Source organism: Acaryochloris sp. IP29b_bin.137 (assembly GCF_028285745.1).
Lineage (GTDB): Bacteria > Cyanobacteriota > Cyanobacteriia > Thermosynechococcales > Thermosynechococcaceae > Acaryochloris.
The window spans coordinates 1-16089 of record NZ_JANQOP010000112.1 but is presented as its reverse complement, the minus strand read 5'-3'; the positions used below and the strand labels follow the sequence as shown (position 1 = coordinate 16089).

Below are 16089 nucleotides of genomic sequence, written 5' to 3'. Positions count from 1 at the left end.
TGTCTATGTGGCTCAAGGGACCAATCCACAGATTCCAGCCTTTACAGTTCCTGATAATGTCCAGGTGCGGTCTCAAGGACCGATTCAACGGATTGAAGTTTCGCCGATTGCTTCACAGTTATCCGCACCCAGTACCCTCAACCTGGGCACAGTCCCACTCCCTGCATCTGGAAGTGGTCAGTTCCCCACGGTGACGGGGACGGTGACCATGAGGAACAATACCTTGCTGTCAGGGTTTGCGATTAATCCCAATGGGGCCAATGGGGTGGAGGCGGTTGGGGTTCAGAATGTAGCGGTACAGGACAATCAGATTGTAGTGAGTGGAGACGATGCCTCCGGCATCCGTTTGCAGAATGTCAGTGGTTCCGCTGAAATTATCAACAACCAGATTGCCACTAGCGGGAACACGACTAACACCACTGAATCAAGCGCCGATTTTCTCACCGATGGAGCCCACGGTATTGAAATCGACCTCGAAGATGTCACGTTAACGAGTGTCACGATTGCAGGCAACATCATTACTACTTCAGGCACGGATGCCAAAGGAATTCTGGCCATCGTCCTCAGCGAGACAGGGGATGCCAAACTGGGCACTGCTAACATTTCAGACAATACCATCTCTACGGCTGGGGATGGATCGGATGGCATTCAACTGACCGTCCCAATTAGGGGTAGCTTTAGCAACACCACCATTTCTGCTGGGAGTATTGACAACATTACTGTTGCAGGCAACGACATCTCTACTCAGGGACAATTTGCGGACGGAATCAATGTTGCATCTTTAATCAGCACCGAATTTGCAAATACCACCACAAATAGCACCCTCAATGGTGGACGCATTGGCAGCGTTACAGTTACTGGCAATAGCATTACCACTCAGGGAGACTTTGCAGATGGCATCTATGTGGGTACTTCAAGCGGTGGTGCATTTAGCAACACCATCTCCATCGGCGGAAGTATTGTCAGCACCACAATTTCGGGCAATACTCTCTCCACCCAAGGAGACTTTGCAAATGGCATCTATGTGCGTGTAGACTCTGACAGCAGCTTGGGCAGCGCCACGATTTCGGGCAATACCGTCTCCACCCAGGAAGACTCTGCAGATGGCATCAATGTGCATGTAGACGATGACAGCAGCTTGGGTAGCGCCACCATCTCGGACAATACTCTCTCCACCCAAGGAGAAGATGCAGATGGCATCAATGTGCGTATAGACGATGACAGCAGCTTGGACAGCACCACAATTTCGGGCAATATCATTTCCACCCAAGGAGACTTTGCAGATGGCATCAATGTGCGTATAGACGATGACAGCAGCTTGGACAGCACTACGATTTCAGGCAATACCATCTCCACCCAAGGAGAAGATGCAGATGGCATCAATGTGCGTATAGACGATGACAGCAGCTTGGACAGCACCACGATTTCAGGCAACACGATTTCTCAAGCTGGACGAAACAGTGTGCAGATTGAGAATACTGGCGGCAATCTCATCTGCACATCGATTTCAGGCAATCTCAGCAGCAACCCTAACTTCGCAGGTATGGGAGGCAATGACTTCAACTTGGACTCCGGAAGTACCACGTTCCAAGTGGTTGATTTACCTAATGTCAGTACCAACAATAACAATGCCATCTTTAGCTTCGATGGTACTTTGGTTCCTCCTGGCACCCCGCTTCCTCCTTTTACGAATGTGGCTAGTTGTCCTTAGGATGAGAAGCTGCTTCGTAAAACAATGACCTCGTCAGCGGGAACGGATCCTAATGACGTTCCCCTATGGAGTGTGTATACGTCCAAACTGTGCACAAGATTGAGCTAAATACGAAGTCGTATGTTCGTTGCTGCACCTATATGAAACCTCAGGCTGGTGGTGCAAGGACGATTGAGGTAATGAGTAATGGGTAAATTCCACCCATTACCCAACCTGATGACAAATTTGCGCTAAGACAGACTAATAGGATCGTTCTCAATCAAAGCCCCATCGCAGAGCGAGTGGCAAAGGTGATAATGCCAATCCCAAGCAGCGTGATAGCAATTGCCGTCGCAACCTGTTTGGTTTGGTTAAAGGAGTTGCTGCCCACTGGAGCGCCGGATTGCTCTCTAAGGAACCTTACTCCCTGCACTGAAACGAGCATTAAAGGTAATGAAACAATAGTTCCGAGAACTTCGATCACAAATAGAGCGGTAGGCATCGCATCAGGGGACACTGGGAACAGACAACCTAAATCAAGTACATACACCAGAAAATAGGACAGACCAGCAATCGCCGATGCCGCATATGCCCAGTGCTGACGTTGCCAGACAGAGTAAAGCAACAACAGGCTCACTAGACTCAAAGTGGTTAGAAAGGTATTAAAGCCCCCCAAAATTAAGGGATTGATGTGGGCAAAACTGCGGGTTTCAATGGGTCCCCCAGGCACCAAGCTCGTGAGTAAAACCGATGAAAGTGCAAGTAGAGCGGTCACACCATACTGGGTAGCTTTTGGAAATTGAGCGGGCTGGTAATGAGACGAAATAATAGTGGTCATAGTGAGATCCTCATATCTGAAGAAGAAAGAACTTGAACTCAAAAACAACGGGTGACCTACCGGTTTTCCCCTGGGCGATAGGGTGTTTCATGCAGTAGGTGGCTAATTAATAGCTTTAGGAATAATAGGGGGAGAAACCACTCCAAACCAGGGGTGGTTGTGAAGTAATAGCGCTCACCCAGCAGCGCCATAACATAAAGCCCCAGAGCGATAGGCCGCTGGAGATACAGCGGGCAGCTCAAGATCAACATCGATGCCCCTAGTAGATAGCCAGATACACCGACAAAGAAAGACCCATCACCACCCCGAAAGAGCAGCGCGACGAGGCCAATATGGAGCACATGCAGGGCTACAAAACCGAGATGCTGTTGCCATCCTTGGCTGGGTCGGTGATACCAACGCTTAGCAGCAGCCGTTGCATTAGTCAGAACACCCCCAATAAAGTCGAAACCCAAGACCGAAATGAGTCCCAGTTGCAAGGGCGTCCATTCAATTGGCAATGTCACCGCGTAGGCTGGAGCTGCGATCGCGGCCGCAACAGCAGGTACAAACTGAAGAATCATCTCGGCAGTAGTAGCACCAGGACCAATGAAGCGATCTAATTGCCCCCTGAGACCAGGGCGAGGCATTGGACTAGGCCAGCATTCTTGTGGCTCGAATTGTATTGAGGCTTGAATTGGAACTTTCATATTCGCAGCGTCATAACAGTTGTTATGTAACTAACATAATGACTGTTATGATATTTGTCAATCGAGTTGTTCTGTACTTCGTTGTAGTTAACGTTTATGTCTCAGCAAGACCGCCGTCTTGAAGTCTCTGAAGCCGCCTGGCGTGTCATCGTTCGGGAGGGGTTAGACCGTGCCAGTATGCGTGCGATCGCACAGGAAATGAATTGCACAACAGGGGTCGTCACTCATTATTTCCGCAACAAGCAGGAGCTAATTCTGTTTGCCTTGCATCAAGTCACAGAACGCTTGAAAGTGATGATGCAGTCGGCGATCGAGAATGTTGAGGGGATTGATCGATTGGCAACAATGCTATTGTCCTTTCTACCGCTGGATCAAGAACGGCAGGAAATCCTCCGGGTGTGGGTTGCTTTTTTAGGCTACGCCGTTGGCCGCGATGGGTTGATGGAAGAGCATCGACAGAGTGCCGCTGAGCTACGGGCAGTCATTATTCAAGAGTTGCAAGCTCTCCAATCCAATGGTCTTATTCGGCCAGAACTTGTGCCCCAAGTGGAGTCAAATGCCCTACTTGCCCTTGTCAATGGTGTTGGTATAGATACCTTGATCCAGGTTGACTATCTAAGCCCTGATCAGCAAGAGGCAGTCATTAATCGGTACATCGCAGGTATGGTGACAGATAGCCGTTGAAGATGACTTGAGTTGAACGGGCAGAGATCCTTAAATTAATCTCCGACATCTCAGAAAACTAAGCGAATCCAAGCCTGAAAGTACCGATATAAAAAGCTTTAAGGTCAACGTGACCCCAAATTACACGAATCTCTATAAAACGGCGATTAGGCTTGTTGCATCTGCCGCCAGAATTGTGACAATGCTGTTCCTGCTTGCAAAATCAGATACTTCAGAATGAGTTGTTTACTGAATATCTACGCTTGTGGCCTTGTCAGAAGTTGAGCCCAACTGTCGGTGAATTCCGGCTTGAAAATCGGCGATGGAATCTGTAGTCATTGCCCATCTCAGGACTGTCTTCAAATGATGTACATCAGAGAGGGTAGCCACCTCCTCAATGATCTGAGGAGAAACAGCCCCAAAACGAACCATCAAAATTTCTACAATCGCCCCGCCCATTGATTCTGCCGAACCCATTCTCACTTCTGATGTCTGCACTGGCGCGGGTAAAGATTGAGCTTTAATGGTTGCTAGTTCTTGGTCCCGTTGATGGACTGCTGTGACTAATTGTTGTAATACCTGAGCCAAAGTTCCTAATTCATCATCGCGATCGCAAATCTCATCCAAATCCAGTGCATGGGGGTCAAATAGCTGATTTTCAACTACAGCGGCTGAGGCAGCTGTAATCATATAAATTTGGGCCAGTGTCTCAGCGCTCTCCTGGTGATTACGAGCCAGTGAATCGATGACTTGGTTATAGCGAGTCGCAATATGCCCCACTTCTGTAAAAGGCTCAACGGGAACCCGTAAGTTCAAGTCAGAGGTTTTGGCCTGCTGATCCATCACCTGAAACAGTTCATAGGTATCGGTTTTAGCATGATGCTCAGAGATATTGAGACCCAGTCGCTCATCTTCAGCGCTGACCCTCAACGGTAGAAATCGATTGACCGCGGATAGGATCAACCAGGAAAGGCCAAAGGCCCAAGCAAAACAAACCCCAATCCCTAACAGTTGCACCAACAGTTGGCTGGCACGGTTCACTTCTGTCTCACTTAACTGGCCAAAAAGGGCAACACAGAGCGTGCCCCAGGCTCCCGCCCCGCCATGCACTGCGACAGCATCCACTGCATCGTCAATGCGCAATCGGTTCAGCCCATAGGAGACCCATAGGGCGACGGCTGCCCCGGTACTCCCGACGACAAAAGCCAACGGTGTTGCCACAACATGGCAGCAGGCAGTGATCGCGACTAGCCCCGCTAAAGTGCCATTGATCAAGGATTCCACTGCTAGAAGGCGGTGTTGGAGCCAGCTTAAAAGGGCTGCCGTCACCATGCCAGCAATGCCCGCAATCATGGTGTTCAGGATAATCCCAGGCACTTGTTCATTGAGAGCCAAGGTGCTGCCGCCATTGAACCCAATCCAGCCGAACCAGAGCAGCAAGGCTCCAAGGACCGAAAAGGGTAAGTTAGAGCCTTGGATCTGAGTCGACCCTTGGTCCGAAAATCGTCCTTGACGAGACCCGACAATGATCAAGGTAGCCAGGCTCACCCAAGCCCCCACGCTATGAACAACGGTGGATCCAGCAAAATCAATAAACCCTAAATTTTCCAACCACCCGCCAGTATTGTTCTCCACCAGACCATTCCAGGCCCAATGGCCAAAGAGCGGATAAATCAGACTGGACACCAAACCGGCAATGATCAGGTAAGCGACAAATTGTAATCGCTCTGCCACAGCTCCAGAAATAATGGTGGTGGCGGTGCCACAAAACATGGCCTGGTATAAAAAGAAAACAATGAGTTTTGGGCTGGACTCAGCGGACGGGAAATACCGCGACCCACCCAACCAGCCCCCTTGGGATGCGCCAAACATCAGGGCATAGCCAAAACACCAAAATAGAGCCACCGATAGACCAAAATCAGCCATATTTTTGACGGCGACATTGATGCTATTTTTCGATCGCGTGAGGCCAGACTCCACACACATAAATCCGGCTTGCATCAAAAACACCAAGCCAGTACAGAGCAGCATCCACAGTAGATCAATCATCGGGTCTCAACTTTTGGATTGGATAGTTCAGATATCAGCTCATAGCGGCTAGCAAATTTGGGTAGATCTCCTTGATGGCCCAGGACAATCAACACATCCCCCAAAACTAAAACCAGACCATATTCAGGATGATTAATGGTGGTGCCATCTCGGCGTCGGAGGGCAATTACTACAAATCGCCCTTTCCCCCGGACTTCTACCTCACCAATCGTTTTACCCAGTAGAAAGCAATTCTCTTGAATCATCAGCTCATCGATTGTGAGGTTGAGCTGGGTGAGCATCTCATTTAAGGCATGTCGTTCAGTCGTCTGGGAAAGAACATCGACAACGGTGGGTTGAGTAATCAAGTTGGCGATCCGATGGCCGCTGACGCTGGAGGGCAACACCACATGATCAGCCCCTGCCAACCGCAGCTTTTTCTCCGTTTCCGCTGACTCACCTCTGGCCAAAATCAAGAGCTGGGGATTCAGACCGCGGGCCGTTAAAGCAATAAATACATTCGTGGCGTCGTCCGGGAGGACGGTGGCTAAAACCTTAGCCTGGTTAATCCCTGCAGCCTCTAGAGTCACTTCATCGGTGGCACTGCCCGTCTGCACCAGATATCCTTTGGCCTCAGCAGTTTTTATCCGTTCAGAATTGTTATCTATAATCACAAAAGCCTGCTGGGCCTGGTCTAGCTGTTTCGCTAACACTTGGCCGATACGTCCATAGCCACAAATAATGGCATGGTCTTTCAGTTTGGCAATAATCCGAGATTTCCGTTGCGTATCAAAGGCGCGATTTAACTCCCCTTCTGTGATCATTTGCACAAAGCCTCCGACGATATAGACAACGGATGAGGTGCCAGCAACGATTACGAAAATGGTGAAGTACCGTTCGGCAGGTGTTTCTAGAGGCCGAACTTCGCCATACCCAACGCCAAAGATAGTAATCACGACCATGTAGATCGCATCCATGACGGGCCAGCCTAGGGCGACATAACCGATGACGGAGGTGAGAATTGCGATCGCAAATAGGGTTACCCCCGTGCGAATTCGTTGAAAGGCCCTATGCATGGATTAAATCCTGTCCCTAGCCAGGAAAGCCCGCAGTATCACTCTTGTATTGCTAATTTCGTAAACTGGTGCCCACTGTATTCCTCGTTTTTCTTAGGAAGTTTGAAGCTGCTTTCTGCTTCCGACATATAGTGAAACACTTTGCGTTTTGGAGGCTTCAGGCTAGCTTTCTGTTGTTGACTAAGCCTGACTTTTTCTTCTTAGATTTAGGCTGCGGCTTTTCCTTGTCCTCAGGCTTCATCGCAGAGGTATCAGAGACTTTAGAAGAAAAATCTGGCCTATTTTTCGCTTTTATGACTCACTTCCCTCTGCCACTTGACCCCTTCAATCCCTACTAGCCATACCTTCAAGCTGAACTTGTTTACGTTCTGCTTTGGAAACTCACTTGAAGCAAGCCCCAAGTGAGTTTCTCATTGTTCTTTGGCTTAAGTAGAAAACTACTTAATGAATAACATCTCTTGATAGGTGGGCAAGGGCCAGAAACTATCCGCGATTTCACCTTCTAACGCATCAGCATAGGCACGCACCTCATCCATCAGCGAACGAATGGTTTTGGCACAATACATCATCTGATCTTCAGTTGAACTAAACTCATGGGTCTCCATAGCTGTAGCTAGCTTACTTGTAGCCGCAGACATGGAATTGGTGAGTTCGGCAATCGTCTTGGCACTGGCCTTGTCGCACTCGATGCCCAAATCGGCCAAGCTGGAGAACGTCGAAGACAGTTTGGATAAGTACTCAACCGCCGCTGGATAAATGATGGTTTTGGCCATACTGATCACCAGTTTGGCCTCTACCTCAATGGAGAGGATGTACTGCTCCGCATAGACTTCAAAGCGACTTTCTAATTCAACAGGAGTTAAGACGCCTGTTTTTTGAAATAGATCTTCAATGAATTCTGCTTTTAGAAAGGGTAAGGCATCAGCCGTGGTGGGTAGGTTAGCTAGGCCGCGCTCTTCAACGGCCATTTTGTGCCATTCTTCAGAATAGCCATTGCCACCAAACACCACTGCACCGTGGGTTTCCATCACTTCTTTGAGCACGGTCAAGATGGCTGCATTCAGATCGAGTCCATTGGATAATTCGCTTTCTAAACGATTGCCAACCCACTCTAAGGAGTCAGCCAGCATGGTGTTGAGAACAATTAGGGGACCGGAGACGGACTGGCTGGACCCAACGGCTCGGAATTCAAACCGATTGCCGGTAAAGGCAAAGGGCGAGGTGCGGTTGCGATCGCCTGCGTCTTTAGTCAGAGGAGGGAGGACATCGATGCCTAAATCCATAACCCCTTTGTGCTTAGATTCCGTCACTGAGCCATTTTTGATTTGCTCAAATACCTCTTCCAATTGGGTGCCGAGATAGACGGACATAATGGCAGGGGGAGCCTCATTTGCACCTAGGCGGTGGTCGTTGCTGGCGGTTGCGATCGCAGCCCGCATCAAGGGGCCATATTTATGAACACCCCGAATCACAGCACCACAGAAGATCAAAAATTGGGCATTCTCATTGGGAGAATCTCCCGGATCCAGCAGGTTACCTTGGGTTGAATTGCCTACAGACCAATTCACATGTTTTCCAGATCCGTTAATCCCGGCAAAGGGTTTTTCGTGGAGTAAGCAGACAAATCCATGTTTTTTAGCCGTATGTTTGAGGACCGTCATAATCAATTGCTGATGGTCGCTGGCCACATTGGCGGCTTCAAAGAAAGGGGCAATTTCAAACTGTCCTGGGGCAACCTCGTTATGGCGGGTTTTAGCAGGAATACCCAGTTTGTAGAGGGTTTCCTCCACATCCTGCATAAACACCTGAACCCGTTCTGGAATCGCTCCAAAGTAATGGTCATCAAATTCTTGTCCCTTAGCTGGGGCTTTACCAAAAAGCGTTCGCCCTGCCAACATCAAATCGGGTCTTTGACTGGCAAAGTTGGCGTCGACCAGGAAATATTCTTGCTCAGCGCCACAGCTGGAATTGACGTGGGCAATATCCGCATGACCCAACAGCTTCAACACCTTGTTAGCGGCTTTGTCCATGGCGGCGATGGAGCGCAATAAGGGAACTTTCTTGTCTAATGCTTCCCCAGTCCAAGAGACGAACACTGTGGGAATACAAAGGGTGGCTCCATTATCCGTTTCCATAATATAGGCAGGACTCGTGACATCCCAGCCCGTATAACCTCGAGCTTCAAAGGTGTCCCGAATACCACCATTGGGGAAGGAGGACCCATCCGGTTCCCCCTGAACGAGCACCTTGCCAGAGAATTCTGAAATAACATTGCCATCCCCTTGGACGGAAATAAAGCCATCATGCTTTTCTGCTGTCAGGTTGGTCATGGGATAAAACACGTGGGCGTAGTAGAGAGCCCCTTTGGCAAGTGCCCAATCTCTCATCGCTGTCGCCACGGCATCTGCCACGGATGGATCGAGCTTGTCGCCCGTCGTAATCGTTTTTTTGATCGATTTGAAGACGACTTTCGGCAAGCTCGCCTGCATTTTACTCAAGTTAAAGACGTTCTCTGCCCAAATTTCCTCTAAAGACTCTGGAGGCTTGGGTGGCATCAATTCCCGATTGGTGATTTGGTGAACAGCTAGGACTCGGGCTTCATTTCCACTCATAGTGATTCCTCAGGACTCGAACTTCCCGATGGTAATCAAAACAAATCATTAAAATAGATAGCAACGCTACCAAAGTGCTAATCAGAGATTTCTCTCAGGCTGCATTGGGGTGGATAAGCTAGATGCACAAAATCCAGGAAGCTTTCAGTAGAAAAGAAAAATGGCGTTATCTGAATCGAGAAACTGATCCTTGTAGCAACAGAAAAATAGCTTTAATAAAAGTTAATCTATCATTCCCAACAGGCTGAGTTAATAAATTCAGTAACGCCAATAAATTTGGAGTAATTCAAGCCTTGGCCTGAATTGATTTTATTACTGCCATAAAAACTCAATAGTTTCTGTGTTGAGAACTACAAATACCTGAACTTATGTCCATATAAAGCCGAAATAGGTAGATCGAAGATTTCAATTTTTCAAAAAAATGGCCAATTTTGAAGCTAGGGTTTATTAATATTTTGTAGAGTTTTTGTCTTCTTGAAAGAGTTCAAAATGGCACTGCTTTTTTTAATGTATTTGCAGTAAAGAACGATAAAAAGTTCGAGTTCGATTGTAAAGCGACTCATCTAAAATAAATGCCACAATCAAGCCAAAAGCCCACATATGATCAGCGAAATTGTATCCTTGAGCAGTATTGAAATCGAATAGTTTATTCATCAAAAGTGGTGAAGGAACGTTGGCTTATTTAAGCTTGATGATTTTAGACTTGTTGCATCTGTCGCCAAGATTGTGACAACACTTTTGCTGCAGACTGGGTAAAAACGACCGTTAGCAGCATACCCACCGCTAAATCCGGCAGGATAGACCGTGTTAGGGAGACTAATCCTGCTGCTGCCAATACAGATGTGTTGGCGATAATGTCGTTACGAGAACATAACCAGACCGAAGACATATTGAGATTATCTTGCCGATGTCGAGTCAAAAACAGGAGACAGAGCAAATTTGCGAGTAAAGCAATAATGCCCACTAGGCCCATGGTTGAGGCTTCTGGACTCGCGCCTGCTAATAGTTGATAGCTAGCCCTGGCAAAAACGCCAATCGCCAATAGGAACATAATCAGACCCTTGAGAAAAGTAGCTCCTGCCTGGGCTTTAATGCTCTTGTTGAGGACATACAGACTGCTGGCATAGACCAATGCATCGCCGAGCATATCTAACGAGTCCCCTGTAAGGGAGAGAGATTCTGCTCGAATTCCCGCTCCAAATTCAACCACAAACATCAGGAGATTGATCAGCAGAACAGCCCAAAGCACTTTTGCCTGTTGCTTTCTCAGCTTTGACAATGCATTGGCTTTGGCTTGGCAGCAATGATCGCTCATAGCGACTCTCCACGTTCAAACATTCAAAGCAGTATTAGAATGTTACTGTACCCAAATAAAACATTCAAGCCAATATTAGAATGACTTACTCGACTAACTGATTCAGAGCATGGTGAAGAATTTCTGCGACGCGCTGATCCTTGAGAGAGTAGTACGCTAATTTGCCATCGTTGCGATACTTCAGAATTTGGAGATCCCGTAGCTTTCGTAAGTGGTGGGACGCCGTGGCAATCTTCATTTCTAGCAAAGACGCCACATCACAAACACAAAGTTCTGTCCCCTCGCTCAGGGCATACAAAATCTTTAACCGGGACCGATCGGCTAACGCACTGAACAGCACTTGAGCTTCCACTAGCAGATCTTCTCCCGGCAGTGCTTCATTCGCTTGGTTGACCAAGTCCTGGTTAAAACAACGGACTTGGCATATATCTGTGGGCTTAGTCTGGGTCACAAATTTTAAGGGGTTACGCCTTACCTGCCCTTAGATTTTAACGGCCAACTGTTGAGGCGTTGTTACCGCTATCTGCAGGGATGAAATCGCAGATACCTCTGTCCAGGGTACACGCAGGTTTAAGTTGAGGCACAATCGCTTAGAAGTAGATTTTGCGAATTTAGGAGATAAACCAGTCTAATCAAAGGTCTGGATTTTTGTGATCCAGAACTACTCGTCAATGTGTCAGATTAGTGATGTAACCAAAGTTTTGGTGACGATATGACCAGCACCCAACTCCCTAGCCCTGGAAAATCTGGTGAGAGCGATCATCGATCTAACGAATTTCTCTATGAAACTGATTTCGTTGAATGGATCGATAAAACGGCTGAGCTACTGAAGCAAGGTCAATTTAGTGAGCTAGATCTTGAGAATTTGATTGAAGAGGTTGAGAGTTTGGGACGCCATGAAAAGAATGCATTGAGAAGTAATCTCCGTGTTCTTTTCATGCATCTACTCAAGTGGCAGTACCAACCCAGTAAACGGAGTAATAGCTGGCGCGGGACTATCATTGAGCATCGTCTTCGCATACAGGACACCCTAGAAGACAGTCCCAGCCTTAAGAACTTCTATCCACAGATTTTTGATAAGACATACCAACAGGCTCGTAACAAAGCAGCAGAAGAAACAGGACTTCCTCTAGAAACCTTTCCTGTGGAGTCCCCTTACACGTCAGAGCAGATGATGGATGCTGAGTTTCTACCAGACGAATAACAACTGCCACCTAACAAAACAAATTGGTCTCAGGGGCGCGAGCGTCCCTTGCAGACCCTTGTTAGGCTACAACACGACGCACAATCTGCGGCTTTGTGGTTGAAATAACATCAACGCAATGATTTAGACAACAAAAACCATAGTGGCTGAATGGACCTGGGTAGTCAGAAGTCGCGAACGTGCTAACCTCCATAAACGCTATATAGGCCGAACTTTTGTAGAGGCGAGCCAACTTGCCTACATATGTGTCTTGAGGTGCATTATCAGCATAAGACTCGTTCGTGACGTTGTAACAAATGTACTCAGCAAAAAATATTTCATAAATAGCACAGCCTTCAGTGGTTTCAATGTTACGAAGCCCAGATATTGTTGTGCCAGCTATTTCCAGGTCATGCTCTGGGCCATTCGCTTTAGCTTCGGCTAAGACTAGACGTAGAGTATTATCTTCGGGTTCGGTAATTGATTCGAGGTACAGATATTGACTGCTGTTGATTTGATTGAAAGCTTCCATGGGAGCCTAACTATTCTTATCTAAGCTGAGAGTGAATCCGGTTATCCATCCCCGCTGAACCCAGATCGGCAGCAGGGCGGTCACGTCAATTTCGTCGTTGTGCTCAAACTGGGCGCAAATCTCTCCAAATGGAGCACCAGAAGCAAACGCTTGTAGGAGCTGCCACTCAGCAGAATTGGGCAAATCAATGCGAGTTTCATACTGGTCTCGCCAGAGAAACAGATTCACCTCGCCTTCATTTAAATCGATGGTCTCGTTACTGGCGGCATCGACCTGATTGGCTTGCCAAATTCGGTGAACAGGATAGGGAGAGGTCATCAACACACTATGGTCGGGGAGCTGGAGCACTAATTCGGGCCAACGGTCAGGCGGCACTTGCCCTAAGGCAGCCAAATCTAAACCCGGTTGGTCTGCACTGTTAAAAATGCGGTGCCAATGCCACTCTAAGCGGGCCACATCCGGCAGGTAGAGTAATGAAGCCGCCGGTTCAAACTGCGCGATAAAGGCCGGGAGCTGTTCCCCATAATCTCCGAGGTCAGGGGTTTGGGATGGATGTCGGCGGATATATTGCCGAGCCATGGCGGTAAAAAATTGGACCCCTACCAACCGACAACAGACGGGATAAATATCTTCGAGGGCACGGCTCAATTTACCGACGACGCTGCCTTGGTAAGCCGATAAACCTCGTTCGAAGGAGAGGTGTTCAGTGCTGAGCATTTGAGGTTGGAGCTGTTGGATGCTGTCGGCGTCTTTGGTTGCGATCGCACCATAAAACAACCTCTGTAACTCCCTTAATTCTGGAGGTGGTGTTGACATAGATAGGTGTCGGCCTGCTGGGCTTCGGCCATCAAAACATCAAAGCTGGGAATATCCGTATCCCATTCAATCAGTGTTGGCACTGGACCAAATCGCTGAAGGGCCTGTTGATATAGCTCCCAAACCCCAGGCTGGACCGGATAGCCGTGGGTATCAAATAAAAAGTGGTCTTGCTCTTCGTAACCTGCCAGATGGAGCTCTTTAATCCGTTCGGCAGGCAGCGCGTTCAGATAGTCCAAGGGGTCAAACCCATGATTGGTGGAATTGACGTAGACATTGTTGATATCCAACAGCAAATAACAATCGGCCTCATCCAAGAGGGCGGCCAAGAACTGCCATTCGGTTAAGCTATTGTGGCGAAACTGGAGATAGGGCGATAGGTTCTCAATCAAAATCCGGCGACCGAGAAAGTCCTGTACCTGCAGAATCCGTTCGGCAACGTAATGGAGCACTGATTCAGTGTAGGGCAACGGCGCTAAATCATTAAAGTAATGGCCGTTGACGGACACCCAGGCCAGATGATCGGAGACGTGGACTGGCTCAATCCGATCCGCCAGCTGTTTCAGCTGAGTCAGGTAGTTCATATTCAGCGGATCCGCTGACCCTAAGGACAGACTAACGCCATGGAGGGTGATCGGATACTGAGCTCGAATTTGTTCCAGATGATACAGGGGCAAACCACCCCCCAGATAGTTGTCGGAGAGGGCTTCTAGCCAGGGTATGGTCGGTTGATGGGTGAGGATATGGGTGTAATGTTGCGATCTCAACCCAATCCCAGCACCCTGAATTGCAGTCATTGCAACCATAAAATACTCCAAAACGTAAGGTGCCTGCTTGTGAAAAGCAGGCACTCAAACTTTGCATAATTGAAGCGACCTAACCTTCCTTCTTGCCTTCTTCAACCGCTTCAGCAGGGGGGGCAGCCTCTTTCAATGTAGATCCAACAATCTTTTCGCAGGTACCTGCTGGTACATAAATCCACTCTTCTGGATCGTTATCAACGGTGGCTTTACCAGAGCAGTCATGCTTGCTAGTACCACAGTCATTGAGACCAGCCTTGACGATACCCGCACATTTTTCATAACCGGGCTTACCAGCCACTGCATCATCCGATTGGGTTGCCACTAGACCGAGGGCTAGCACACCGGATAAAGCGGTGGTAACAGCAACGGCTTTAGTCGTCGTTTTCATAATGGAGAATTCCTTTTAGGAGTTTGCATTGGTTGAGCAGCGTAAGCCGACGCTTGGCTGTTGCTCACATATAGAATACGAGTAACTCCTTTCTTTGGATGTAGATTTTTCGAGTTTATCGTTATTTATAACCAGATTCGTTGTCTCAAGAGCGTTTGAAGTATTGCAATGGTCTCCGACCGGTCTGTCTCCTAAAAAGGAGCTAAGTCCTGCGGACGACCCGACAGTACGCTAACGGCCATCGCAATCTCACGACCTGGAACGACAGCAGTTTTGAAAATATCACTGCACTTTCCTCACAATTACACCGTGGATCAAAAATAAAAAATTCCTTAAATCTTATAAAATTGGGACAGTTCATATCCTTAAAGCCTGGCTGAAAAATCAGCACAGGCTTAAGTTTTTTTATTTATTTGGAGATAAAAGTGAAGAAACAAGCATTAACTCTTGCATTAGCGAGTATCCTCATCCCTGCAAGCGCTTACGCTTCCGATATCACCACTGAAGAAGTTGAAGCAGCGCAAGCCGCATGGGGTAATGGCATTGTAGAAATCGGCAAAGCTGAAGACCCTAAACAAGCAGCCATCGCCCATATTGATAAGTTCTATGGGTTTGATATGGGTTCCGTTTTGTTCAAGCCCACCTTAGCGTCTGAGGATCAATTCCGAGGGACCAAACAAGAAGCCTTATCCTATTTCATTGGTCAAGATTTGAAAGAAGATAAGGGGTTTGCCCTTGCACCTTACACTAAAGTTCGCTGGGAAAATGAAGGCATCATTATTGACGATGACTCAGCTGTAGCAATGGGAAATTACTTCTTCACCAAAACCGATGGTGAAGAAGTAAAAGTGGAGTTTACCCTTGGTTACGTTAAAGATGAAAACGGCAATTTAAAGATTAATCTGCACCATTCATCTTTGCCTTATAGCGCCAACTAATACAGCTCAGCCCTCATAAATCATAACGCCCCGCTGGCTCAGGCCACGGGGCGTTATATCACTGACCAAATAAAATACACCAGACCCTAACCCAAAGATTTACAGAGAGCATCAATATCTGGCTGGGCAATCTCATGAACAGCCTGATGGAGCTTATATTGCTGAGGGGGCTGGGTCATGATCGCAATCACCGTTTCTATGGGTGGGCAACCCGGCTCATGACAGGCCAACTGACTAATGGATACTGGGATATCAGCAGGAACCGCAAAGCCTTCATACACCCAGGCTTTCAGTCGTTCAATCTGTTCTGGGTCCGCTTTAGGCGCGGATGCTTTAAACAAATCCATTAGCAATACTCCCCATTCAACAACTAGAGAAATCCTTGACCTCGTGCACTTTGGGTCCAAAGCTGCCATTCCCCTTGCTGGCCCCCTAAGGCTAGGGTCTGACCATCTGGACTCCAAGCCAGCGCTGAACCACTGATACTTTTTTGCGCTTGGACTAGCTTGGCCCCACCT

The 16089-nt window shown here is 47.9% G+C and carries 15 protein-coding genes and 1 pseudogene; 4 read left to right on the top strand and 12 right to left on the bottom strand.

Features of this window, described 5'->3' with window-relative positions:
- A pseudogene (locus Q0991_RS08650) lies at window positions 1–1711 on the top strand (hypothetical protein); the annotation flags it as partial.
- A 259-nt stretch (window positions 1712–1970) separates the two neighbouring features.
- On the opposite strand, the gene Q0991_RS08645 reads toward Q0991_RS08650, so the two are convergent.
- Both Q0991_RS08645 and Q0991_RS08640 read right to left on the bottom strand, forming a co-directional pair.
- Window positions 1971–2528, bottom strand: coding sequence for a hypothetical protein (locus tag Q0991_RS08645; RefSeq protein WP_299487441.1), 558 nt, complete (start codon window positions 2526–2528; stop codon window positions 1971–1973).
- 56 nt (window positions 2529–2584) lie between these two features.
- Window positions 2585–3157, bottom strand: a complete 573-nt coding sequence (locus Q0991_RS08640; RefSeq protein ID WP_299487440.1) for a hypothetical protein — start codon at window positions 3155–3157, stop codon at window positions 2585–2587.
- A gap of 156 nt (window positions 3158–3313) precedes the next feature.
- Here Q0991_RS08640 and Q0991_RS08635 point away from each other — a divergent pair, with 156 nt between their 5' ends.
- Window positions 3314–3901 carry a TetR/AcrR family transcriptional regulator gene (locus tag Q0991_RS08635; RefSeq protein WP_299487439.1) on the top strand — a complete coding sequence of 196 codons (588 nt, stop codon included), beginning with the start codon at window positions 3314–3316 and terminating at the stop codon, window positions 3899–3901.
- A 225-nt stretch (window positions 3902–4126) separates the two neighbouring features.
- On the opposite strand, the gene Q0991_RS08630 is transcribed toward Q0991_RS08635, so the two are convergent.
- From Q0991_RS08630 to Q0991_RS08610, 5 genes are all read right to left on the bottom strand, one after another.
- The gene (locus Q0991_RS08630; RefSeq protein ID WP_299487438.1) at window positions 4127–5929 is read right to left on the bottom strand and encodes an ammonium transporter; all 1803 of its coding nucleotides are present in this window, start codon (window positions 5927–5929) and stop codon (window positions 4127–4129) included.
- Entirely contained in the window at window positions 5926–6984 is a 1059-nt protein-coding gene (locus Q0991_RS08625) for a potassium channel protein (protein ID WP_299487437.1), read from the bottom strand. Before Q0991_RS08625 ends, Q0991_RS08630 begins: the two co-directional genes overlap by 4 nt.
- A 437-nt stretch (window positions 6985–7421) precedes the next feature.
- Window positions 7422–9596, bottom strand: coding sequence for a glutamine synthetase III (locus Q0991_RS08620; protein ID WP_299487435.1), 2175 nt, complete (start codon window positions 9594–9596; stop codon window positions 7422–7424).
- Between the two features lie 697 nt (window positions 9597–10293).
- Entirely contained in the window at window positions 10294–10911 is a 618-nt protein-coding gene (locus Q0991_RS08615) for a cation transporter (RefSeq protein ID WP_299487433.1), read from the bottom strand.
- Window positions 10912–10996: 85 nt separating this feature from the next.
- On the bottom strand, window positions 10997–11362 hold the full coding sequence (locus Q0991_RS08610; protein ID WP_299487431.1) for a metalloregulator ArsR/SmtB family transcription factor: 366 nt from the start codon (window positions 11360–11362) through the stop codon (window positions 10997–10999).
- Window positions 11363–11623: 261 nt separating this feature from the next.
- Here Q0991_RS08610 and Q0991_RS08605 point away from each other — a divergent pair, with 261 nt between their 5' ends.
- Entirely contained in the window at window positions 11624–12115 is a 492-nt protein-coding gene (locus Q0991_RS08605; protein WP_299487429.1) for a DUF29 domain-containing protein, read from the top strand.
- 61 nt (window positions 12116–12176) lie between these two features.
- On the opposite strand, the gene Q0991_RS08600 is transcribed toward Q0991_RS08605, so the two are convergent.
- From Q0991_RS08600 to Q0991_RS08585, 4 genes are all read right to left on the bottom strand, one after another.
- Window positions 12177–12626 carry a hypothetical protein gene (locus tag Q0991_RS08600; RefSeq protein WP_299487427.1) on the bottom strand — a complete coding sequence of 150 codons (450 nt, stop codon included), beginning with the start codon at window positions 12624–12626 and terminating at the stop codon, window positions 12177–12179.
- Between the two features lie 6 nt (window positions 12627–12632).
- A complete protein-coding gene (locus tag Q0991_RS08595; protein WP_299487425.1) occupies window positions 12633–13442 on the bottom strand; it encodes a DNA-binding domain-containing protein in 810 nt (269 codons plus the stop codon).
- Window positions 13418–14248 (bottom strand): DUF692 domain-containing protein, encoded by an 831-nt coding sequence (locus Q0991_RS08590; protein ID WP_299487424.1) that lies wholly within the window; start codon window positions 14246–14248, stop codon window positions 13418–13420. Before Q0991_RS08590 ends, Q0991_RS08595 begins: the two co-directional genes overlap by 25 nt.
- 70 nt (window positions 14249–14318) lie before the next feature.
- Window positions 14319–14633 carry a DUF2282 domain-containing protein gene (locus tag Q0991_RS08585; RefSeq protein ID WP_012163454.1) on the bottom strand — a complete coding sequence of 105 codons (315 nt, stop codon included), beginning with the start codon at window positions 14631–14633 and terminating at the stop codon, window positions 14319–14321.
- Window positions 14634–15058: 425 nt separating this feature from the next.
- On the opposite strand from Q0991_RS08585, the gene Q0991_RS08580 reads away from it, so the two are divergent.
- Window positions 15059–15571, top strand: coding sequence for a hypothetical protein (locus tag Q0991_RS08580; protein ID WP_299487418.1), 513 nt, complete (start codon window positions 15059–15061; stop codon window positions 15569–15571).
- Between the two features lie 86 nt (window positions 15572–15657).
- Here the strand turns inward: Q0991_RS08580 and Q0991_RS08575 are convergent, their stop codons facing one another.
- Window positions 15658–15918, bottom strand: coding sequence for a hypothetical protein (locus Q0991_RS08575; protein ID WP_299487415.1), 261 nt, complete (start codon window positions 15916–15918; stop codon window positions 15658–15660).
- Window positions 15919–16089: the final 171 nt, after the last annotated feature.